The sequence below is a fragment of the Fructilactobacillus sp. X7R9C1 genome (assembly GCF_059901005.1).
The window spans coordinates 141,388-163,224 of the sequence record NZ_JBWXVG010000001.1 but is presented as its reverse complement, the minus strand read 5'-3'; the positions used below and the strand labels follow the sequence as shown (position 1 = coordinate 163,224).

The window sequence follows — 21,837 nt, the reverse complement described above, 5'->3', positions numbered from 1 at the left end:
TTCATCACCTCCAAGCTAATTTTTCTCAGTATTATCTAAAATACTTCCGTCTTCTTCGAGATTAAATTGAACGTTATTTTCAATCCATTTTCGACGTGGTTCTACTTTATTACCCATTAAAGTTGATACTTGTCGTTCTGCATCAGCTGCATCATCGATTCGAACTCGAATTAAAGTCCTTTTGGCAGGATCCATCGTAGTTTCCCATAATTGATCCGCGTTCATCTCGCCCAAACCTTTGAAACGCTGTAACGAATATCCTGATTTAAAATCTTTAATGTCTTGATCACGTTCTTCATTGGTCCAAGCATATTCTACTTTGGATCTCTTCCCTTTACCATGTTGCAATTTATAAAGTGGCGGTAACGCAATATATACCTTACCTGCTTCAATCATTGGCCGCATATATTTATAGAAGAAAGTCAGAAGGAGGATCTGAATGTGGGCACCATCATCGTCCGCATCTGTCATGATAATGATTTTGTCATAATTTGATTCCTCGATCTTAAAATCAGTTCCTACACCCGCTCCTACTGTGTAGATAATCGTACTAATTTCCTCATTTTTCATAATATCGGGAAGTTTAGCACGTTCAGTATTTAGAACCTTACCACGTAACGGTAAAATTGCTTGATGCTTTCGATCTCGTCCTTGCTTAGCGGAGCCTCCGGCCGAATCTCCTTCAACTAGAAATAATTCGTTTTCACTCGTATCTTTTGACTGAGCTGGGGTCAGTTTCCCAGAAAGGAGTCGTTCTCGTTTCTTTTTCTTTTTACCGTGTCGACTCTCTTCCCGAGCCTTTTTAGCAGCCTCACGCGCTGTGCGCGCATTAGTGGCCTTTTTAATCAAAGTTTTAGCGAAGTCGCTATTTTCCATTAGGTAGTAGAGTAATTGTTCTGAAACAACACTATCAACAACTGACCTTGCAATCGGGGTTCCCAATTTTTCTTTAGTTTGACCTTCAAATTGGAGCAGTTCTTCAGGTACTTTTAACGCTACGACAGCAGTTAACCCCTCACGAACATCGTTTCCCTCCAGATTTTTGTCCTTGTCCTTTAATAAATCGACTTTACGGGCATACTCATTAAAAGACTTGGTCCATGCACTCCTAAAGCCAGCTTCATGACTTCCACCATCTTTAGTTCTAACATTATTAACAAATGAAAGCATATTTTCGGTATAGCCGTCATTGTATTGAGCAGCAACTTCAACTTCAATGCCATCTTTTTTCCCATCGAAATACATAACTTTTCCAAGTGTACTTTTGCCTTCGTTCAGATAGTCAACAAATTCCTTAATCCCATCTTTGAACTGAAATTCATCTTCACGAATCTTTCCGGGTCTTTCATCTTTAAGCGTTATTTTAACGCCCTTCAGCAAAAAGGCAGACTCACGAAGCCGTTCTGCCAAGATATCATAATTATAAGTTGTAGTAGTAAAGATGTCCGGATCAGGTTTAAATGTGACAGTCGTTCCGGTATGTTTATTGGTTTTTCCAATTTTTTTTAAGGTTCCAACAGGATGCCCACCATTCTTAAAATCTTCTTGATAAAGAGTACCATTACGGACAATTTGAACCGTTAAATGAGTTGAAAGTGCATTAACAACACTTGACCCAACTCCGTGCAATCCCCCCGAAGTTTTATATCCTCCTTGGCCAAATTTCCCACCAGCATGAAGAACCGTTAAAATTACTTCAGGAGTTGGTTTTCCAGAAGAATGCATTCCAGTTGGCATACCACGCCCATGATCAACCACTGTGATACTATCATCTTCGTGAATGGTGACGTTGATTTCATCACCATAGCCAGCTAATGCTTCATCGACTGCATTGTCAACAATTTCGTAAACTAAATGGTGCAATCCCTTTGAATCAGTAGAACCTATGTACATACCAGGTCGTTTTCGAACTGCTTCTAAACCATGTAAAACTTGAATTGAAGAGTCATCATACTCTTGCTTTTTTGCCTGTGTCATTAGGAAAGACTCCTTCTTTTAGTCATCGTTTTTAATAATAACCTATTTAAACTTGATTGCAAAGACGTTTTAAAGTTAGCTCATTTTCCCAAACTAAATTTTAAAATCATCTTTTTAATGATAAAATAAACTTTTGGGACTTATATATTACATTAATAATACGGAGGAAGATATGGTTAAATTTATTATTCTCCTAATCTTTGCTTATTTATTGGGATCAATTCCCAACGGAATTTGGATTGGCAAAGTATTTTTTCATATCGACATTAGACGACATGGCTCCAAAAATATTGGCGCTACCAACACTTATCGGGTACTAGGATGGTTTGCAGGAACCATTGTGATGATTCTTGATATTGCTAAGGGCGCCATTGCTACTTGGTTACCAATGCAGTTTGGAATCCATTCATGGTACCCACTCATTTTTGGACTGGCAGCGATCTTAGGCCATACTTATTCAATTTTTGATCATTTTCGTGGTGGTAAGGCAGTTGCAACTAGTGCCGGGATGCTTTGGGCATATAACTTCGTCTTTTTCTGCATTGCGGCCGGAACTTGGATTATCTGTATCTTTGTTACTAGTATGGTAAGTCTTGCTAGTATGCTAGGCTTTACCATTATTGTTATTGCATCATTATTTGAAAACGATCCAGCACTGACAATTCTAGCAATTTGTTTAACAATCTTTACTTTCTATCGCCACCGTAACAACATCATTAAGATTATTCATGGAGATGAAAATCTCGTTCCGTTTGGTCTTTATTACTGGTACTTAAAATACGTAAAGAAATCCATTCCTTCAAAAAAACAGCATAAATAAGGGGGCACTCAACGAGTGTCCCTTATTTAATTTAATCTTATTTAGAAGAAAGTAATATCAAAATTAGCATTTAAGCTTTCGTTCGGGTCAAGTTTGCTTATATCGGCCTTATCTTTTAAAAATCCAGTACTGCCTTCCTCATCAGCAATTCCCCACCATGGTTCTAAACACACAAAGGGAGCATTTTTAGGATAAGTTGACCAGATACCAATGTACTTACAGTCGTAAGCAGTCAAAGCGACTCCATGCTCGGTGACATCTGATTGGAGCATAACGGTAGTTTGCTCATTATCAGATACATCAAGCACCTTTGCATCATGAATAAATAGGTCACGATTTAACTGTAGTGGATTGTTCAGCGTTTTTTCAATTGGATGTTTAATATTACTGTATCCATTCTGATCAATTCTAACAGTTTTATAGTCATGCTTTGGAGCAATCGAGACCGAATAATCATCAAATGTTTCTTTCTTAGGAAACAATGGGACGTTGAATCCTGGATGAGCTCCTAATGAGAAATACATTGGATCTGGATTGATATTTTCTACTACCATTTCAACCGCAATGGTGTGTTCATCTAGCTCATAGTGAATGGATAAATTAAAGTTAAAGGGATAAATCTTTCTAGTAGCCGCACTCGAATGCAACATAAAATTGACTTCGGTTTGGTTGTGAGATTCGATCTCAAACTCACTATCTCTAGCAAAACCATGCTGATACATATGATAACTGTTTCCATCGTAAATATAATCATCATCTTGAAGTCGACCAACGATTGGAAACAAGATCGGTGCATGACGCTTCCAGTACTTTTTATTAGCACCCCAAATATATTCAGTACCGCTTTGATCCTTAACCGAAACAATCTCAGCACCTTTTTGATTAATTCGAACCGTTAAGTAATCATTTTTTAGTGTAACTGGCAATTTAATCCCTCCCTTTCTTTATATATTATTTCACAAAATGTAGAAACTATAAAATATATCGTGCTATATTTTCATCAGCCGCAAGATTACCAACTTTGTCTTCAACGTATTGTTGGTTAATCGTAATATCACCCATATGCATATCTGGTCCTTCATACAAAATATCTTCAAGTAATTTTTCTAGAATTGTGTGAAGCCGTCTAGCCCCGATATTATCAGTATCATGGTTAACAGAATATGCAATATCAGCAATTTTTTCAATTGCTTCCTTAGTAAAAGTTACTTTAATATTATCCGTCCCAATTAATGCTACATATTGCTTAATTAATGCATCACTCGGTTCAGTTAAAATTTTAACAAAGTCATTCTTACTTAGATCATTTAATTCTACTCGAATTGGGAATCGACCTTGCAGTTCAGGAATTAAATCTGAAGGCTTACTATCAGCAAAAGCACCGGAACCGATAAACAAGATGTGATTGGTATTTATGACTCCATACTTAGTATTTACATTTACACCTTCAACGATTGGTAAAATGTCTCGTTGAACACCTTCTCTTGACACTTCTCCACGAGTTTGTTTGTTTCCACCAGTCAATTTATCAATTTCATCTATAAAAATAATCCCGGTATTTTCGGCACGTTTAATTGCTGAGCCATTCACTTTGGCATCGTCAATTAGTGTTTCTGATTCTTGATTGATTAATGCTTCACGAGCTTCTTTTAACGGAAGTACTCTTTCAACTTGCTTCTTTGGCAGCATACTCTCTAATCCCTGCAAGTTAATTCCCATTTGTTCCATTTTGCCGTTGTCCGCGTTTAGTGCAGCCGCTGGGTCATCAATGGAGATTTTAACTTCATGGTCCTCTAACTCGCCTTTTTCAATTTGATTTAAAATTTGATCGGCATCGTTTTTAATTTTATTCTTTTCGTCATTATCCATGAAGGGATCTTTTTGAGTTAACCAAGATAGATCTATTGGTTTCCCCTTCTTAAACGCCTTATTAAATTCTTTAACCGTATCTTCTAATTTTTTATCATTATTTGCCATTGCTTCTGGATCATCTACGTGGTTTTCTTCGCGTGAAATGATCTCAGCCAAGTCCTTATTCGCTTTCTTTTCAGCTTCACGTCTAACGTTTTTAAACTCAATTTTCTTTTCCATTTGAACTGAGCTCTCAACTAAATCACGAACCATTGAATTAACATCTCCACCAACGTATCCAACTTCAGTGAATTTGGTTGCTTCTACTTTGACAAATGGAGCGTCTACAATCTTAGCCAAACGACGTGCAATTTCTGTCTTACCAACTCCAGTGGGACCGATCATCAATAAGTTTTTAGGAGTAATGTCCTCTTGCATCTGTGGGCTTAATTGAAGACGACGGTAACGATTACGCAACGCGATTGCTACAGACTTCTTAGCATCGTCCTGTCCAACAATATAATTATCTAATTGGGAAACAATTTCTTTTGGTGTCATTTGTTCTTCTTTTGTCATTAATTAATACCTCGGTTTATAGTTCTTCAGAAATTACATTGTGATTAGTAAAAATATCAATGTCAGCAGCGATGTTAATAGCAGCTTTGGCAATTTCTTCAGCTGACATTTCAGGCGCCTTATGTTTCATTGCAGTGGCTGCTGCTAATGCAAAATTACCACCAGATCCAATTGCTAAAATATCATCGTCTGGCTCAATTACTTCTCCTGAACCAGATACTAAAAGCAAATTATCATGATCGGCAACAATTAGCATGGCCTCAAGTTTTTGTAACTGTTGATCGCCGCGCCATTCTTGAGCTAATTTTACTGAAGCTCTTTTTAAGTTGCCGCTATATTCTTTCAACTTTTTTTCAAACTTTTCTTCTAGGTTAAATGCATCAGAAACACTTCCAGCAAAACCGACTCCAACTTTCCCATCAAAGATCCGACGGATTTTATGTGCGGTTCCCTTCATGATAACTTTTTCTCCCATAGTAACTTGACCGTCACCAGCTAGTGCAACGTGACCATTATGTCTGATGGCGCAAATTGTGGTAGCTTCAAATTTTACTGTCATAATTAAATTCCCTTCAAAAGTTAGTTTGGATTATCTTCATCAGGACGCTTAAAGAACTTCTGGTAGTTCTTAAGTAGTCCTTCTTTGGTAACATGAGTATAAATTTGGGTTGTAGATAAATCAGAATGACCAAGTAATTCCTGAACAGTTCTAAGATCAGCTCCATTATTCAACATTTGAGTGGCAAATGTATGACGAAGCATGTGAGGATGAATTGAACTATTAAGACCACTTCTTTTCATAATTCCATCTAAAATGTATTCAATACCGCGGCTTGACAGTTTATCACCATGCTGATTGATAAATAAGTAAAGATGGTCTTTATGATATTTACGCATAATTGGCGTTCGGCATTTCTCCATATATCGTAAAATAGCACTTTTAGCATACCTTCCAAATGGCAGATAACGTTCCTTGTTTCCCTTACCTAAAACAAGCATGATTCGATTATCAAAATCAATGTCGTTAATATCAAGATTGGAGCACTCACTGACTCTCATTCCCGTCCCGTATAGAACCTCGAGAATGGCACTGTCACGAGTAGCAATTCGTTTGTCTTGATTACTTGCGGCTGTTTCAAAAAGAATGTCTAATTCTTTTTGATAAAAGAATCTTGGTAAATGCTTATTATGCTTTTTTATGTGAACATATTCAAACGGATTGTCCGAAATTAGTTCATTGTTTAGCAAAAAATTAAAAAAAGACCTTAATGAAGAAATTTTACGAGCGATGGTGCTATTCTCATCTCCTCTATCGTGCAAAGTACCTAAGAAAACTTCAACGTCAAAATTGTCGATATTTTTAAAGCTTTTAGCATTTCCTGACGTCTGTAGAAATACATTAAATTCCTCAAGATCGTCTTCGTAAGCTTTAGCCGTGTCTTTTGAATATTGACGTTCGTTTACAATATATTTTACGAATAGTTCGATTAGTTTTTTGTTTTGCATTATTTTTTCCTAAGTTAAAGTAACTTTTTACATTTTACCTTATAAATAAAACCGTTCCGAGGAACAGCTATTTTAATTATTTCTGAATGTCTTCTTTATAATCGCCGTTTGGACAAATAACTTGCATGCCACCACGAACCTTTTTTTCAACCAAGAAATGACCACACTTTGGACAATCTCTTCCAATTGGCTTGTCCCAAGAAACAAAGTCACATTCAGGATAACGTGAACACCCATAAAACAACCGATTCTTTTTTGTTTTACGTTCAATAACTTGGCCCTTCTTACACTTCGGACAAGTTACACCAATTTCTTTGACAATTGCTTGAGTATTGCGGCAATCAGGAAAGCGTGAACAAGCGTAAAACTTGCCATACTTACCCATCTTTACGACCATCGGCGCACCACATATCTCACAGTTAAACCCGGCTAATTCATCCTTAATTTGAACATCTTCCATAAGCTGTTCCGCATGATCCACTTCTTTTGAAAATGGTTGATAAAAGTGATCTACAACTTCAACCCATTTTTCTTTAGCTTCTTCGATCTCATCCAATTTTCCTTCGACATCAGCCGTGAAATCAACGTTGACAATGTCAGGAAAGTACTCTTCAATAATTTTATTTACAATCTCACCGAGTTCGGTTGGTTCAAATCGTTTTCCAACTAGTTTAACGTAATAACGTTTTTGAATTGTACCTAATGTTGGCGAATAGGTAGATGGACGTCCCACTCCATTCTCTTCTAAAGTTTTAATCAGATTGGCTTCAGTGTATCGAGCTGGTGGTTGAGTAAAGTGTTGGTCTGGATTATTTTTAGATAATTTAACGGTGTCACCACTATTTAAATCAGGCAAGATATTATCTTTCTCTTTCCCATTTGAATAGACTTTCAAAAAACCTTCAAATTTCATCTTTGAGCCGTTAGCACGATACGTTACACCATTTTGTTCAATGGTTACTGTTTCAGTATCCATAATTGCTGGAGTCATTTGACTAGCTACAAATCGTGACCAAACTAAATTGTAAAGTTTATATTGATCCTTAGTAAGATATTGTTTAATGCTTGCAGGAGTCCGATAAACGGATGTAGGTCGGACTGCTTCGTGCGCATCCTGAGCACCCTCTGGCATTTTCCCCTTAATTGGTTTATTAGCAGAGTATTCTGCCCCATACTTTTCATGAAGAAAGGTAGCTGCCTCATGCTTAGCAATTGATGAGATTCTTGTTGAATCAGTTCTCATATAGGTAATGAGACCCTGGCTTCCTTCTTTGCCAATATTAATTCCCTCATAAAGTTGCTGGGCAGCCATCATTGTTCGTCCAGTCTTAAAATTTAATTTCCGGTTGGCGTCTTGTTGAAGAGTACTGGTTGTGAATGGTGCGTTTGGTTGTCTCCGTCGTTCTTTTTTAGTGACTTTTGTAATATCAAAATCAGCTTTTGGATCAATTTGTTTTAAAACTTTTTGCACATCATCATTATTCGCAAGTTTCGCTTTCTTGCCATTAAGACCGTAGAAACTGGCTTTAAACTTTGAACGACCAGACTTAAATTCAGAATCGATTGTCCAGTATTCTTCGGGCTCAAATTTTCTAATCTGACGTTCCCGATCAATCACTAACCACAATGCCACTGACTGCACCCGTCCGGCACTTAAGCCCTTTTTTACTTTTTTCCAAAGCAGTGGAGAAATTGAATATCCCACTAATCGATCCAAAACCCGACGTGCTTGTTGGGCATCCACGAGATTCATATCAATCGTTCTTGGATGTTTGAAAGCATCCTTAACGGTATCTTTGGTAATTTCGTTAAAGACCACCCGATTTTGATCATTAACGTCAAGATTCAATACGTGAGAAACATGCCAGGCAATTGCCTCACCCTCACGGTCAGGGTCAGATGCTAAATAAATCATCTTCGACTTCTTAGCCTCAGACTTTAGCATTTTAATTACGTCACCCTTCCCCCTAATTGAAATGTAATCAGGTTTAAAATCGTCTTCAATGTCCACGCCCATCCTACTCTTAGGGAGATCACGAACGTGTCCTTTACTTGCTACGACCTTATAGGTACTTCCTAGATACTTTTGAATTGTCTTTGCTTTAGCTGGCGATTCGACAATCACTAACTTTTTCTTTCTTGAACTTGCTTTACGTTTTTTTGTTTTAGTTGTTTTCTTTGTCTTTGCTACAGAAGTTGTGGCCATTAAAATTATCCTCGTTATTTTTTTCTTCATTAATACATGATAATTTCCGTTTAAATTTCTTCCATATCATATTGCAGTTTTAAAGACCTGTCAAACTAAAGAATCTTCCAAAACATCATTATCACTCAAACAAGGACGTGCTCCAGAAGCAATTAATTGATTACAACCCTTAGAAAGTGGAGAAGTAATATTACCTGGTATGGCAAGGACATCCCGATTTTCGGTCAAAGCCAAACTAGCAGTAATTAAACTTCCTGACCTTTGCTTTGCCTCAACAACAATTAATTTTTCGCAAAGACCAGCAATAATGCGATTTCGTTCCACAAAATGGTATTTTAAGGGTTTACTTCCTAATGGATACTCACTGATAACCAGGTTGGTCCTCATCAAATTATCCTGAAGCTGCGTACATTCAGCGGGATAAAAACGGTCGAGGCCTGTTCCAATCACCGCAATGGTACGGCCATCATGTGCTAAAGCGCACTGATGACTTAAACAATCAACTCCCTTAGCCAGACCAGACACAATCGTAAACTTTTTAAGTACTGGACGCGTAATAATATCCTTAATTGCTGCGATTGAATAACTTGTACACTGTCGTGCACCTACCACAGAAATCGAACGTGTTGTAAGCAACGACACATCTCCAACGTAAAAAAGCACAATTGGCGCACAATAAATATCAGCAAGTTGTTCAGGATAACCATCATCAAGAATGGTCATCCAATGACACTTTTGGTTCAAACGAAAAGATCGCTCTAACTCACTACTTAAAAATGAATTCTTAAACTTCGTTGTCTGCAAATGATGACGTTTTAATAGATTGATTAATTCACCTTCAACCTCAGATAAAGACATGTTTTCAACTGAAGTCCCCTTAACCCACCGTGCAAGAATTGCTTCGCCTTTAATCCCAATCCCACGACATAACTTGATTCTAAGCAATAATTTCCGTTTATCCATTTTCTACCTCCTGGTTTGTCTATGGATAAATACGTAAATTAATGATTGATTGTTTTTAATACTGGTGAAAAAGTCTTGCGATGAATTGGGGTCGGACCAAGTTTATCTAAAGCCCGTAAATGTTCTTTGGTTCCATAACCCGCATTTCGTTCGAATCCATATCCAGGATACTTACGAGCGTATTCATTCATTAAATCGTCTCGAAAAACCTTAGCAAGGATACTAGCAGCAGAAACACTAACTGATTTTGAGTCTCCCTTAATCAACCTAGTCTGCGGAATACTGTCATCAATTGCCATGGCGTCCACAATAATATGATTTGGCTGTGGATCTAACATACTAATTACGTTTTTCATGGCAATTCTAGTTGCTTCATAAATATTGACTTGATCAATCATCTGACTTGAAACCGCAAAACAGTTGTAAGCAATCGCTTCCTTTTTGATTTTTGGAACTAGTTCTCGTCTTTTTTCATCACTTAATTTTTTGGAATCATTGACGTCAATAAGATCAAAGTCAACTGGTAAAATTGCCGCACCAGCGACTACTGGACCAGCAAGCGGCCCTCTGCCCACTTCATCAACGCCAGCAATATACTTCACCCCGCGTTGCCATATTTCTTTTTCATATTTAAATCTGGTTAAAAAATCACGTTTTTTCTCGGTCTGGGTATTAATTCGCTTCAACGTTCTCTTAATAATTCTTTGAACTCCAATTCGTGGATCATCCCCAAAGCGGACAAAAAGCGGATCACTAACATTATCAACGTTAGCAAACCGCTCAGAAATTTCTCTAATCGTCATTACCATACTCATTTCTTTCCACCAGTTCAAGGGAATCTAACGTAAAACGTCCTAATTTTCCCTTTTGAACATCATTAATAATCCTGACGCTGGCTCGGTCGTAATCGTCTTTCATTCCAATCTTTTCAGTAATTTTAAGTAATAACTCAACATCACTTAGGTTTAAATCGAACGGACCCAAATGATAACGTTTCAAGATCTCGTCGCTATGGTGACTACGAAAAAAATGAAGCGCAAATAAAGCAATATCATCAGGATGATAAATACTCTCCTTAATTGCTCCCGTTAACGCTAATTTATCAGCAATCTCTTGATTTTGAAACTTTGGCCACAATATTCCGGGAGTATCCAATAATTCCATCGTTTTACTGGAGGTTAACCATTGTTGACCCTTAGTTACTCCCGGACGATTGCCAACCGCTGCTGATCTCTTACTAACTAACTGGTTCAACAAAGTTGACTTACCAACGTTCGGAACCCCAACACAGACAGCCTTAATGATATCTTTTTTTAATCCCTTTGCTTGCGATTGTTCTAACTTATCCTTCAGAACTTTCCGAGCAGCAGTCTCAATCTTATTTCTGACCCCACGTGATTTTGAATCGATTGAGATGGCCGATAATCCCGTACTATTAAAGTAATCTAACCATTCTTTAGTCATCTTTGGATCAGCTAAATCAGATTTAGTTAAAATAAACAAGCGTGGTTTACTACCTGATACTCGCTTAATCTCTGGATTAATCGATGAATACGGAATCCTTGCATCAACCAATTCAAAAATAATATCAACAACGTGGACATTTTCCTCAAACTGACGAATAGCTTTCGCCATGTGTCCAGGAAACCATTGTATATTACTTCCCATTTACTGCTCCTTTATCGTTAATCGAGGTAGGCAAGATACTCTTTCCATGCATCATCAAAAATTGTCATGGATGGTAAATAACCAGCATTTTCCTCCAAGTACTTAGAAAGCCTTTCAAAATTATCCTCTTGCTTTGGAAATAATTGATCAAAGAACGCATTATTAGCAAACTCCGCAATCGGATCGGAACTCCCTGGATGTCTTCTAGTCATTAAAAATTCATAAAAACTTTTTCTCAATTTCTTACCTCTTATTTCTTACGCTTAAATATCTCAAAAGTATGCGGATAAACATTATGTTCATCAACTTTTCCAGAAATCTTCTTTTCTAATTCAAATTGAGAATAATCAATATCAATCATTTTAACATCCCCATCAAAATCATGATTGATACTAGTGCGATACAGATAATCAACAAACGGCAACAAATCTTCAAATACAGACGTTCCGCCAACCACAAAAATCATTTCATTAGGGTATCTTTTTGCATACTTCAAAAATTCATCAACCGTTTTAAAGGTCACAACCCCACTCGGAAAATCACTCTGCGGGCGGTGAGTCAAAACCAAATTTTTGCGTCTTGGTAATGGTCTTTTAAAACTATCATACGTGGTTCTACCAGCTAGAATTTGATGATCGATCGTATTACGTTTAAAAAATTGCATGTCATCCGGCAAGTGCCAGGGTAATTTACCATCTTTTCCAATGACATGTCCATTTGATTCTGCCCAAATATAAGCTAACATAATAATCTCCTATACTGCCACTGACGCTTTAATTGGCTTGTCATGGTGATAATCAACCACCTTAATATCATCCATATCATAATCAAAAATACTTTCCTTATTGGGATTTAGCCATAGATGTGGAGCTGGGTGTGGCTTTCTCGTTAACTGCTCTTTGACTTGATCAATGTGATTACTGTAAATATGAGCATCACCCAACGTATGGACAAAGTCACCAGGAATTAATCCGACCTCTTTGGCAATTAAACTAGTAAGTAAAGCATAACTTGCGATATTAAATGGAACTCCTAAAAAAATATCACCACTACGCTGATACAGTTGACAACTTAACTTGCCATCGTTTACGTAAAACTGAAACATTACATGACAAGGTGGAAGAGCCATACTAGAAATATCTTCTGGATTCCAAGCACTCACAATCATTCTTCTGGAATCAGGATTAGTTTTAATGGTACTAATAACATTTTTAATCTGGTCAATCGCCTTACCATTGCTCGTTTTCCAGTTACGCCATTGACTCCCATAAACTAGGCCTAGATCGCCATATTTTTTGGCAAAATCATCGTCATTTAAAACCTGCTCACAAAATATTTTTTTCTGCTTTTGGTATTCTTCATTAAATTCGGGATCACTTTGTGAACGCAAACCAAAATTAGTCATATCGGGTCCATGATATTCGTCAGAATTAATCCATTTTTCAAACGCCCATTCATCCCAAATATGATTATTATGTTTAAGTAAATAACGAATGTTAGTATCACCCCGCAAAAACCAGAGTAATTCTGATTTAATCAACCGAAAGGGAACCGCCTTAGTGGTTAAAAGCGGAAAGCCATCCTGTAAGTTAAAATGCATTTGATACCCAAACGTACTAATGGTTCCGGTACCAGTTCGATCTGACTTTTTATGACCATTCTCTAAAACGTAACGTTCTAGATTTAAATATGCATCCTCTAACATTTTAATCTCTTCCTTTTTTAATAAAAACAACTACTCATCAACGTACTGGCTCAAATATTCCCATCGGTTCATTAATTGATCCGATTTCTGATTTAATTCATCAAGATTTCGTTGTAACTCTGCTAACTTATCGTAATCCGAACTATTTTCTTGCATCTGTTTTTTTACATCTTTAGTCTGGCGATCTAAAGAATTAATCTTGCCATCGATCTTATCCCACTCAATTCTTTCAGCATACGTTAACTTGGTTTTCGATTTCGTGCTTTTTTTCTCGGAAGTGCTATCTTTAGCTTCATCTAATCGGCTATTGGTTTGGTTCTTACTATCATGATGAACCTGTTTCCTTTGCATTTTCATTTTTTGTAGATAATCAGTAAATTGACCAGTATAACGCTCAATTTTAGCATTCCCATCAAAAATCAATAATCGATCAGCTACTTTATCAAGAAAGTAACGATCATGAGATACTGTAATCGTTGTCCCATTAAAGTGCTTGATGTAATCCTCTAGAACCGTTAAGGTCCCAATATCGAGATTATTAGTTGGCTCATCAAGAAGAAGCACATTTGGTTGCTCCATCAATAATTTCAGTAAATAAAGGCGCCTTTTTTCTCCACCTGAAAGCTTGCGGATCAAAGTTCCATGCATAAATTTAGGAAAAAGGAACTGTTCTAATAAATTAGTAACGCTGACCTTATTTCCATCCTTATCAACCACATTTTCACCGATATCAGTTAAATAACTAATAACACGTTTGTCTTCCGGGATTTTCTCCATTTTTTGTGTATAATATGCCATTTTAACGGTTTCACCAATAGCAATGGTACCGGACTGAAGTGGAAGCTTTCCAGCAATTACATTTAAAAAGCTTGATTTCCCGGCACCATTTTCACCACTAATTCCGATTCGTTCACCATTTTGAATTAACATGCTGAAATCTCTTAGAATTGGCTTATGAGCAATTGTTAAGTTAGCGTGTTTAATGTCAATCACTTTTTTACCAAGCCGTTTTTGACCCATCGTGATATCGACATCTTCATCGATTGGATTGCCCTGATCAACATCAGCTTTTAAATCGTTAAATCGATTAATGCGGGCCTGTTGCTTAGTGGAACGAGCTTTAGCGCCTTTTTTCATCCACTTTAACTCTTGTTTGTAAAGCCGTTGCTGCTTATGAGAGGCAGCCTCTTGCTCTTCATCAAGTTCAGCTTTCCTCTGGACATAATCTTGATAATTACCGGGATACTTATAAAGTTTACCAAATGATAATTCCCATATTTGATTAGCAATTTGATCCAAAAAATAACGATCATGGGTAACAAATACTAAAGCTCCCTTGTATTTACTCAAAAATCGTTCCAACCAGTCAATCGAGTCAAAATCCAAGTGATTGGTAGGTTCATCTAATAAAAGTAAATCAGGTGACTGAATTAAAACCTGAGCTAATCCAACTCGTTTCTGCTGGCCACCCGACATGCTTCCCACCTTTTGATCTAAATCGGTAATTTTCAGTTGATTAAGGATGTTTTTAACGTCCACTTCCGCCGTCCAGGCATCCTCTTCATTCATTTTTGCTTCTGCATTCTCAAACTTTTTTTCAAAATCTGAATTTTCCGGATGCTTAGAGTAATTTTTAAGTGCATGTTCATAGGATCTGATGATTTTAAAAATCTTTTGATCACCAGCAAAAACAGCGTCAATAACGGTTAGGTTTTCATCTAAATCTGGAACCTGCTTTAGGTATCCAATTGTGTACGACTTAGAAGTGGTAATTGTCCCATTAACATCATGATCAATTCCAGAAATAGTATTTAAAAGGGACGATTTACCACTTCCATTCGTTCCAATTAATCCAATTCGGTCATGTTCATTGATAATAAAGTCAAGATTTTTAAATAAAGTCTTTTCACCATACGTCTTCGTCAAGTTTTCTGCTTTTAGTGTTTGCACAATATCTGCTCCAATTATTTTTAATCATTATTTATTTGCTTCGATGCAGAAAGTAGTGAATCTGAATCATTTTTAATTTGGCCACTTATAACGGAACGTTCCAGTTGATTAAGAACATTTCCTAATAATGGACCTGGTTTAAAACCTCTATCAATCAACATTTTACCGTTAATTTTTAGTTCACTTTTACTTTTAATCGGAAGGCGATCATATTCATTTTCTATTTGGTCAATATTGACTACCTTACCTAAGGTCATGGCTACTTGACATGCGTTATCAAGATTGATGCGACCAACTTTATACGACGTTACTGGATCTAAAACATCACTTACAATCTTGTAAGTTGCTTTAACCGTTAGTTTAACGTTCTCGGTTAACCTATTTGATCCCTTCCAACTCTTCATCAGATGTCCAATCTGTTCACTATTTAATTCGCACTGACATGCAATTAAGGACCAAACCTGAACTTCGTTATTAATGTATTCTGAAATGGGACGTGACCCTAACCTAGCTATTTCAGAAACATAATCACCCAAGACGGGAACATACTTAATTAAATTCGTTTGGATCATCTGTTTAAGCCCCCTGCCAGGAGCCATCCCTAGCATCATCTTTACAAATTCCACGTTAATTCGTTCCACAGCAATCTTTTTTAATAGATAACTATGTTTACTAATCGCGTTAAAAGTGTTCTTTTCAATTGCAAAATCCAGTTTACTAGCAAAGCGAACAGCACGCATCATTCGTAAGGCATCCTCATTAAAACGTTGTTCTGGATCTCCAACAGCCTTAATTAGATGATTTCTTAAATCATTTAATCCACCAAACAAGTCAATGATTTCACCATTTTCTTTCATGGCAAGCGCATTGATAGTAAAATCACGACGCTTTAAATCATCTTCAAGTGATCGAACAAAGGTAACTTGATCGGGACGCCGATAATCTTGGTATCCTGATTCAGTCCGAAACGTCGTGATTTCATAAGATCGACCATCGTGCACCACCGTAACGGTTCCGTGTTCAATCCCAGTATCAATTGTCTTCTTGAAAATGGTTTTAATTTCTTCAGGATACGCACTACTTGCGATATCAACGTCATGAATTGGTGAATGCAAAATAGTGTCACGGACTGATCCGCCAACAAAATAAGCTTGAAATCCCGCTTCTTCAATTGTCTGAAGAACCCTTCTAGCATCATCAAATTCACTTGGTAAGTTGTCTATTTTCATGATCCACACACCTTCACTGATTTCATTTTACCAAAATTATCATATAAAAGTTAGGCTTGTGTCTGGTTCTTGTGTTATGATTAAGTTAAAGTAACTTATTACAGGAGACAAATCATGAGTAACAATTATCCATATCAAGATCATTTTGAACGTTATCTAAGAAAAAAAGAACTCTCAAATGTAACCATTCGAGAGTATTCCAAAACCTTATCGGATCTTTTTAATTATTTATCTAATTTCAACGTGGGATACCAAGCGGATCACCGAGTTAGTCAAATCTTTGATCGAGACATCGAGCAATATCTAGATATGATCATTTCTAAGCGTAATAACGGAAACAATACCTATAACAAGGTTTTATCTCAGATCAACGTCTACTTTAAATTCTTATTTAACAACCACCTTAATACCCATCTTCCTACAATTAACATTAAAAGTAAGGAAAAAAACGAACATAATTCATACATTACCAAGTGGATCTATTCTTTACCAACTATCCTCGAAGATCCTGAGGTTCACTATTACACTAGAATGACGCTGTTACTTATCAGTAAGGGATACCAATCTTCAGAGTTTCTCTTACCTGGCTTTTATCATGAATTAAACCACGTTGACTTTTCACCTGAAGAAAAATCCTTTTTATCTAATTTTCAAAAATTTGTTACCCCGCTTCAAATTCGTCATCATTCAAAGGACCTCTTTTTAAAGCAAAGAATCGCTTCCAACTGCCATATTACATCTGCAGGTCTTCACAAATACTTAAAGCCAGATAGTGAATACCTAGCAATGAATCTTAATCCCAAATCACTATACCAAGCATTCGTCGTTAACTACCTCAATCAACATCCAAATGATAGTGACAAAACTCTTGCACAGGATTTAAGAATGGATCCAGCGTCACTAATCTATTATCAAAAATTAGCACAAAAATAAGGATCAGAGTATCAAATCCAACTCTGATCCTTATTTTGTTACTCGTAATCTTCTAAATCTTCAAGCATGTATGCCATTTCATCATCAGTCGGGACAAGTTTCACATAATGTTTTAACAGTTTAATGGTTTCCTTAATTTGACCATTCTCTCTGAACAATAAAATCGCCTCACGTAAAAAATCAGGATTATCATCAAAGTACGGAAGAGCTCGCTCATAGTACTTTTGAGCATCATCATACTTTTCAAGATGAGCATAAGACACCGCCAAATTCCAGTAAATTTGTGGATCGGTTTCTTCTTCTTTTACGTATGGGCTCAAAAAATCAACATTTTTTTGATATTCGCCCTGCTTAACGTACAAATTAGATAACTTAATAATTAATTCCATGTTATCCGGATCAACCTGATGTCCCTTATTAAGATACTTCAGGGCTAGGTCTTCTTTTGAAAGTTTAGCAGCAACGTCTGCGGCTTTAATGTACATATTGACATTATACTGATCAACACTCATACCCTCCTGATAAACCTTTAAAGCATTTTCAGGTTCATTCATTTGAATGTATGCTTCCCCTAAGTAAGGATACAGTGAGGCATACTGAGGATCCTCTTCTCGCAACTGCTTGAACATCTCAATCGCTTTAGCGTAGTTTTTCAACTGTAAGTAAGTAAAACCCGTTTCAAATTTGACGTCTGGCGTCATATCAATGGGCTTAATCTGTTCAAGGTATCCAATAGCCTGCTCAAAATGACCTGCATTAGCATATGCCACCCCTAACCTTTCAACCAAATTAACTGAAGAAATGTTCAAAACACCTTGTTTAATTATTCCCAAGTATATAGGAATGGCTTTATCAAATTGTCCGGTAGAAAAATACAATTCAGCCAGGGCAAATTTAATTACGTTTTCGTCTGGATCAATTTTTTCAGCTTCAAGTAATTTTTGTTCACTAACGTTATACATTTCCTGAGTTTGATAAAGATCAGCTTCAACCATCAAAGCATTAACATAATTTGGGGAATCAGGTTTAATCTCACTTAAATAATTAAGCGCTTTATCAATCTTGCCTTCAGAAATCAAAATATCCGCAATACTTGTTCTTAACTCGTCTTCCTCAGGATATTTTTTTAAAAGATCTTTATATATATCAATCGATTCGTTTAAAAAACCTAATGAATAAAGTTCTTCTGCTAACGAATAAATCATATCATCACTATCATTTACCTTGGCTTTTTTGATGTCATCATTAAATTGACTCATATCACCCTTTTTTAGGGCGTCTAAGGCTTGCTCTGAATAAGTCATTACACATGTCCTCCTACTAATAAAAAAACCAGTACGCATAAGCGCACTGGTTAAACTATTAAATAAAACTATTTAACAGCTTCCTTTAAAGCCTTACCGGGTTTAAAGGCAGGTACTTTACTTGCAGGGATTTGAATTTCTGCACCAGTTTGGGGGTTACGTCCCTTACGAGCGGCACGATTACGTACTTCGAAATTACCAAAACCGATCAATTGTACCTTTTCACCGTGAGTCAACTTGTCTTGGATTGAGTCAAAAACTGCATCCAAAGCTGCGGTGGCATCTTTCTTAGTTAAACCAGTTGCCTTTGCGACATCATTAACTAATTCTGCTTTGTTGGCCATGTGTATTCACCTCCTGAATAGATGTTTTTTATGTAAAAAACACCCAATAAGTTAAAGATTAAGCCAGGGGAAATGATGTACGACTACATCATTTCTAGTCTTAATTTAGCATAAGAATGGTGTCATTGCAACAAATAATGGAAGTATAATTAACATTTACTAAAAAAATTTTAATATAATTATGATTAGAAGGTTGTTACCATTAGTCATTACTTTCGACGCCTTGCTATCAAGTGAATTGGTGTCCCAGCAAAGTCAAAATTTTTTCTAATTTGATTTTCCAAATAACGTTTGTACGAAAAATGAAGTAGTTCTGGATCATTTACAAACAAGACAATCGTTGGCGGTCCAACAGCAACCTGGGTAGCATAGTAAATCCGAAGTCGCTTCCCATTTCTGGTTGGTGTTGGAGTAATTGCGATTGAATCCATGATAACATCATTTAAGGTTGACGACTGGATTCGACGTTGATGGTTTTCGTTAACTCGTTTAATCAAAGATGGTAACTGACTAACATGTTGTTTGGTCGTTGCGGATACAAAAATAATGGGTACGTAAGCCAAATACTGAAATTGCTCACGAATATCAGCTTCAAATTGTTGTTGCGAGTGATTATCCTTTTTTAAAGCGTCCCATTTATTAACGACAATGATGACACCCTTTCCAGCCTCGTGCGCATATCCAGCAACCCGCTTGTCTTGCTCTCTAATGCCTTCTTCTGCATTAAGAACCATCAATGTCACATCACTTCCATCAATTGCTCTCATAGCTCGCATTACGCTGTATTTCTCGGTCTTTTCATAAACCTTACCACGTTTCCGAATTCCTGCGGTATCAACAATGGTGTACTCTTGACCATCATTTTCAAACTTAGTGTCAATCGCATCGCGAGTAGTGCCAGCTACATTTGATACGATCACCCGATTCTCTCCTAAAATAGCATTGACAAGTGATGACTTGCCAACATTTGGTCGGCCAATCACACTAAACTTAATACTATCATCGTCAGCTTCGTTAGTATTTTCTGGGAAATTCTTAACAACAGCATCTAACAAATCCCCTAAACCAAGTCCGTGAGATCCCGAAATGGGGTATGGGTCACCAAACCCCAAAGCATAGAAATCATAAATGTCGGCCCGACTTTCGGGATTGTCAATTTTATTAACCGCCAATACAACTGGTGTATCAGATCGATACAATAATTGAGCCACTCGTTCATCAGCGTCAGTCATTCCCTGCTTACCATTTACCATAAATATAATTACATCAGCTTCATCAATCGCAATTTCTGCTTGATCAGTAATTTGCTTAATAAATGGTTCATCAGCAACTTCAATTCCACCAGTGTCGATCAAATTAAAATTGTGACCAAGCCAACTCCCATGAGCATAAATACGATCACGGGTCACTCCAGGAGTATCTTCAACAATTGAAATTCGTTCACCAGCAATTCGATTAAAAATTGTTGATTTACCAACGTTTGGTCTTCCAACAATTGCTACAGTAGGTTTTGCCATTTTATATCACCTCTTATTTTTGAGAATAAAAAAAATCCTTCATAAATATGAAGGATAATTTTCTAATTACTCATTGTCATCATCATTTAATTCATTTCCAACAATGTCACCTAACGTAAAACCATTCTCTTCTTCAGGAGCATTATTAGTTGAATTATCACTCACATTTTTCTTTGGAGTTTTTTGATCATCTCTGGGGTCTTTTTCGAGAGCTTTCATTGACAATGCTAATCGATGTTCTTCAGGTTGAACGTCAAGGACTTTAACTTTAACGTCTTCGCCAGACTTCAAAACATCACTCGGCTTGTCAATATGCTTATGTGAAATTTGTGAAATGTGAACTAATCCTTCAACACCAGGGAAAACTTCAACAAAAGCACCAAAATCAACTAAGCGCTTAACTTTTCCATCAAGGACACTTCCCTTAGGAGCTTTTTCTTCAATGTCACTCCAAGGACCTGGTTGAGTTTGTTTAATTGATAATGAAATACGATTACGATCAGGATCAACTGAAAGAACTTTAACCTTAACCTCTTCGCCAACCTTCAAAACATCACTTGGTTTGTTAACATGTTCATAAGAAATTTCTGAAACGTGAACAAGTCCATCAATCCCACCAAGATCGACAAAGGCACCAAAGTTAGTCAAACGAGCAACTTTCCCTTCAACAACATCTCCGGGTTTTAGTGTGCTCATAATTCTATCACGAGCTTCTTTACGTTCTGCTTCAGCAATCGCTCTATGTGATAAAATCAAACGATTCTCTTCAGGGACAACTTCAATAATCTTAACTTCGAGTTCTTGACCTTTAAATTGATTTAAATCATCAACAAAGTGATCAGTAATCATGGAAGCTGGAATAAATCCACGAACTCCGTCAGCATTTACCACTAAACCACCTTTTACCGCACGAGTAACAGTAACTTTGATGGTGTCACCCTTATCAGCTTTTTCCTTGATGTCATCCCAAACCTTGAGAGCCTCAAGTCTTCTGATTGAAAGAAGGTAACTTCCACCTTCCTTATCATCACCAATTCGAGATACAACAACAACCTTAACTTTGTCTCCAACTTTGTAGTTTGAAGTTGGGTTATCTTCCCTTTGTGCGGAAATTTCTTTCCTTGGAATAACTCCTTCAACACCAGCGCCTTCGATTCCCACGACTAATTGCTGGTCATCATCAATGGCCAAAATTTCACCATTAACAACATCACCAACGTTTACCTGCTTAATATTATCGAGAGCGGCTAATAAATCTTTGTTTGCATTAGTATCGTTTTCACTCATC

Annotated in this window: 20 protein-coding genes; 2 read left to right on the top strand and 18 right to left on the bottom strand. The window is 36.9% G+C overall.

What is annotated here, in order from left to right; all coding sequences use genetic code 11:
* Positions 1-15: 15 nt before the first annotated feature.
* Positions 16-1,977 (bottom strand): DNA topoisomerase IV subunit B, encoded by a 1,962-nt coding sequence (gene parE, locus AC6UD0_RS00825; protein ID WP_500693762.1) that lies wholly within the window; start codon positions 1,975-1,977, stop codon positions 16-18.
* A 172-nt stretch (positions 1,978-2,149) separates the two neighbouring features.
* On the opposite strand from parE, the gene plsY reads away from it, so the two are divergent.
* Positions 2,150-2,797: a glycerol-3-phosphate 1-O-acyltransferase PlsY gene (plsY, locus tag AC6UD0_RS00820; protein ID WP_500693763.1), complete on the top strand. Its 648-nt coding sequence runs from the start codon at positions 2,150-2,152 to the stop codon at positions 2,795-2,797.
* Between the two features lie 41 nt (positions 2,798-2,838).
* Here the strand turns inward: plsY and AC6UD0_RS00815 are convergent, their stop codons facing one another.
* The 13 genes from AC6UD0_RS00815 to AC6UD0_RS00755 form a co-directional block, all read right to left on the bottom strand.
* Positions 2,839-3,723, bottom strand: coding sequence for an aldose 1-epimerase family protein (locus AC6UD0_RS00815; protein ID WP_500696681.1), 885 nt, complete (start codon positions 3,721-3,723; stop codon positions 2,839-2,841).
* A 46-nt stretch (positions 3,724-3,769) separates the two neighbouring features.
* Entirely contained in the window at positions 3,770-5,224 is a 1,455-nt protein-coding gene (gene hslU, locus AC6UD0_RS00810; RefSeq protein WP_500707835.1) for an ATP-dependent protease ATPase subunit HslU, read from the bottom strand.
* A 16-nt stretch (positions 5,225-5,240) separates the two neighbouring features.
* Complete coding sequence (gene hslV, locus AC6UD0_RS00805; RefSeq protein WP_500695638.1) at positions 5,241-5,783, bottom strand: HslVU peptidase proteolytic subunit; 543 nt, start codon at positions 5,781-5,783, stop codon at positions 5,241-5,243.
* Between the two features lie 20 nt (positions 5,784-5,803).
* A complete protein-coding gene (xerC, locus tag AC6UD0_RS00800; RefSeq protein WP_500707833.1) occupies positions 5,804-6,730 on the bottom strand; it encodes a tyrosine recombinase XerC in 927 nt (308 codons plus the stop codon).
* A gap of 76 nt (positions 6,731-6,806) precedes the next feature.
* Complete coding sequence (gene topA / locus AC6UD0_RS00795) at positions 6,807-8,936, bottom strand: type I DNA topoisomerase (RefSeq protein ID WP_500693768.1); 2,130 nt, start codon at positions 8,934-8,936, stop codon at positions 6,807-6,809.
* A 90-nt stretch (positions 8,937-9,026) separates the two neighbouring features.
* Positions 9,027-9,899: a DNA-processing protein DprA gene (gene dprA, locus AC6UD0_RS00790; protein ID WP_500707832.1), complete on the bottom strand. Its 873-nt coding sequence runs from the start codon at positions 9,897-9,899 to the stop codon at positions 9,027-9,029.
* Between the two features lie 38 nt (positions 9,900-9,937).
* Positions 9,938-10,702 (bottom strand): ribonuclease HII, encoded by a 765-nt coding sequence (rnhB, locus tag AC6UD0_RS00785; protein WP_500707830.1) that lies wholly within the window; start codon positions 10,700-10,702, stop codon positions 9,938-9,940.
* On the bottom strand, positions 10,692-11,567 hold the full coding sequence (ylqF, locus tag AC6UD0_RS00780; RefSeq protein ID WP_500699466.1) for a ribosome biogenesis GTPase YlqF: 876 nt from the start codon (positions 11,565-11,567) through the stop codon (positions 10,692-10,694). The genes rnhB and ylqF overlap by 11 nt, the downstream gene beginning before the upstream one ends.
* Before the next feature lie 17 nt (positions 11,568-11,584).
* The gene (locus tag AC6UD0_RS00775; RefSeq protein WP_500693772.1) at positions 11,585-11,806 is read right to left on the bottom strand and encodes a YozE family protein; all 222 of its coding nucleotides are present in this window, start codon (positions 11,804-11,806) and stop codon (positions 11,585-11,587) included.
* Between the two features lie 11 nt (positions 11,807-11,817).
* Positions 11,818-12,312: a dihydrofolate reductase gene (locus AC6UD0_RS00770; RefSeq protein WP_500693773.1), complete on the bottom strand. Its 495-nt coding sequence runs from the start codon at positions 12,310-12,312 to the stop codon at positions 11,818-11,820.
* A 9-nt stretch (positions 12,313-12,321) separates the two neighbouring features.
* Complete coding sequence (locus AC6UD0_RS00765) at positions 12,322-13,272, bottom strand: thymidylate synthase (protein WP_500707828.1); 951 nt, start codon at positions 13,270-13,272, stop codon at positions 12,322-12,324.
* Between the two features lie 30 nt (positions 13,273-13,302).
* Positions 13,303-15,222 carry an ABC-F family ATP-binding cassette domain-containing protein gene (locus tag AC6UD0_RS00760; protein WP_500707827.1) on the bottom strand — a complete coding sequence of 640 codons (1,920 nt, stop codon included), beginning with the start codon at positions 15,220-15,222 and terminating at the stop codon, positions 13,303-13,305.
* 20 nt (positions 15,223-15,242) lie between these two features.
* A complete protein-coding gene (locus AC6UD0_RS00755; protein WP_500707826.1) occupies positions 15,243-16,451 on the bottom strand; it encodes a CCA tRNA nucleotidyltransferase in 1,209 nt (402 codons plus the stop codon).
* A 114-nt stretch (positions 16,452-16,565) separates the two neighbouring features.
* Between AC6UD0_RS00755 and AC6UD0_RS00750 the strand changes: the two genes are divergently transcribed.
* Positions 16,566-17,384, top strand: coding sequence for a site-specific integrase (locus AC6UD0_RS00750; protein ID WP_500693777.1), 819 nt, complete (start codon positions 16,566-16,568; stop codon positions 17,382-17,384).
* A gap of 38 nt (positions 17,385-17,422) precedes the next feature.
* Here AC6UD0_RS00750 and AC6UD0_RS00745 read toward each other — a convergent pair whose 3' ends face one another.
* The 4 genes from AC6UD0_RS00745 to rpsA form a co-directional block, all read right to left on the bottom strand.
* On the bottom strand, positions 17,423-18,688 hold the full coding sequence (locus AC6UD0_RS00745; protein ID WP_500707825.1) for a tetratricopeptide repeat protein: 1,266 nt from the start codon (positions 18,686-18,688) through the stop codon (positions 17,423-17,425).
* 68 nt (positions 18,689-18,756) lie between these two features.
* Positions 18,757-19,032: a non-specific DNA-binding protein Hbs gene (gene hbs, locus AC6UD0_RS00740; RefSeq protein WP_010021419.1), complete on the bottom strand. Its 276-nt coding sequence runs from the start codon at positions 19,030-19,032 to the stop codon at positions 18,757-18,759.
* Positions 19,033-19,241: 209 nt separating this feature from the next.
* Positions 19,242-20,549 (bottom strand): ribosome biogenesis GTPase Der, encoded by a 1,308-nt coding sequence (gene der / locus AC6UD0_RS00735; protein ID WP_500707823.1) that lies wholly within the window; start codon positions 20,547-20,549, stop codon positions 19,242-19,244.
* A 66-nt stretch (positions 20,550-20,615) separates the two neighbouring features.
* Positions 20,616-21,836 carry a 30S ribosomal protein S1 gene (gene rpsA, locus AC6UD0_RS00730; RefSeq protein ID WP_500699464.1) on the bottom strand — a complete coding sequence of 407 codons (1,221 nt, stop codon included), beginning with the start codon at positions 21,834-21,836 and terminating at the stop codon, positions 20,616-20,618.
* Between the last annotated feature and the right edge of the window lies 1 nt (position 21,837).

Coding starts and splice junctions, on each gene's coding strand:
- hslV (WP_500695638.1), bottom strand. CDS start 5,783: ATGACAGTAAAATTTGAAGCTACCACAATTTGCGCCATCAGACATAAT.
- parE (WP_500693762.1), bottom strand. CDS start 1,977: ATGACACAGGCAAAAAAGCAAGAGTATGATGACTCTTCAATTCAAGTT.
- topA (WP_500693768.1), bottom strand. CDS start 8,936: ATGGCCACAACTTCTGTAGCAAAGACAAAGAAAACAACTAAAACAAAA.
- ylqF (WP_500699466.1), bottom strand. CDS start 11,567: ATGGGAAGTAATATACAATGGTTTCCTGGACACATGGCGAAAGCTATT.
- rnhB (WP_500707830.1), bottom strand. CDS start 10,702: ATGACGATTAGAGAAATTTCTGAGCGGTTTGCTAACGTTGATAATGTT.
- der (WP_500707823.1), bottom strand. CDS start 20,549: ATGGCAAAACCTACTGTAGCAATTGTTGGAAGACCAAACGTTGGTAAA.
- hslU (WP_500707835.1), bottom strand. CDS start 5,224: ATGACAAAAGAAGAACAAATGACACCAAAAGAAATTGTTTCCCAATTA.
- AC6UD0_RS00770 (WP_500693773.1), bottom strand. CDS start 12,312: ATGTTAGCTTATATTTGGGCAGAATCAAATGGACATGTCATTGGAAAA.
- rpsA (WP_500699464.1), bottom strand. CDS start 21,836: ATGAGTGAAAACGATACTAATGCAAACAAAGATTTATTAGCCGCTCTC.
- dprA (WP_500707832.1), bottom strand. CDS start 9,899: ATGGATAAACGGAAATTATTGCTTAGAATCAAGTTATGTCGTGGGATT.
- AC6UD0_RS00765 (WP_500707828.1), bottom strand. CDS start 13,272: ATGTTAGAGGATGCATATTTAAATCTAGAACGTTACGTTTTAGAGAAT.
- hbs (WP_010021419.1), bottom strand. CDS start 19,032: ATGGCCAACAAAGCAGAATTAGTTAATGATGTCGCAAAGGCAACTGGT.
- xerC (WP_500707833.1), bottom strand. CDS start 6,730: ATGCAAAACAAAAAACTAATCGAACTATTCGTAAAATATATTGTAAAC.
- AC6UD0_RS00750 (WP_500693777.1), top strand. CDS start 16,566: ATGAGTAACAATTATCCATATCAAGATCATTTTGAACGTTATCTAAGA.
- plsY (WP_500693763.1), top strand. CDS start 2,150: ATGGTTAAATTTATTATTCTCCTAATCTTTGCTTATTTATTGGGATCA.
- AC6UD0_RS00755 (WP_500707826.1), bottom strand. CDS start 16,451: ATGAAAATAGACAACTTACCAAGTGAATTTGATGATGCTAGAAGGGTT.
- AC6UD0_RS00745 (WP_500707825.1), bottom strand. CDS start 18,688: ATGACTTATTCAGAGCAAGCCTTAGACGCCCTAAAAAAGGGTGATATG.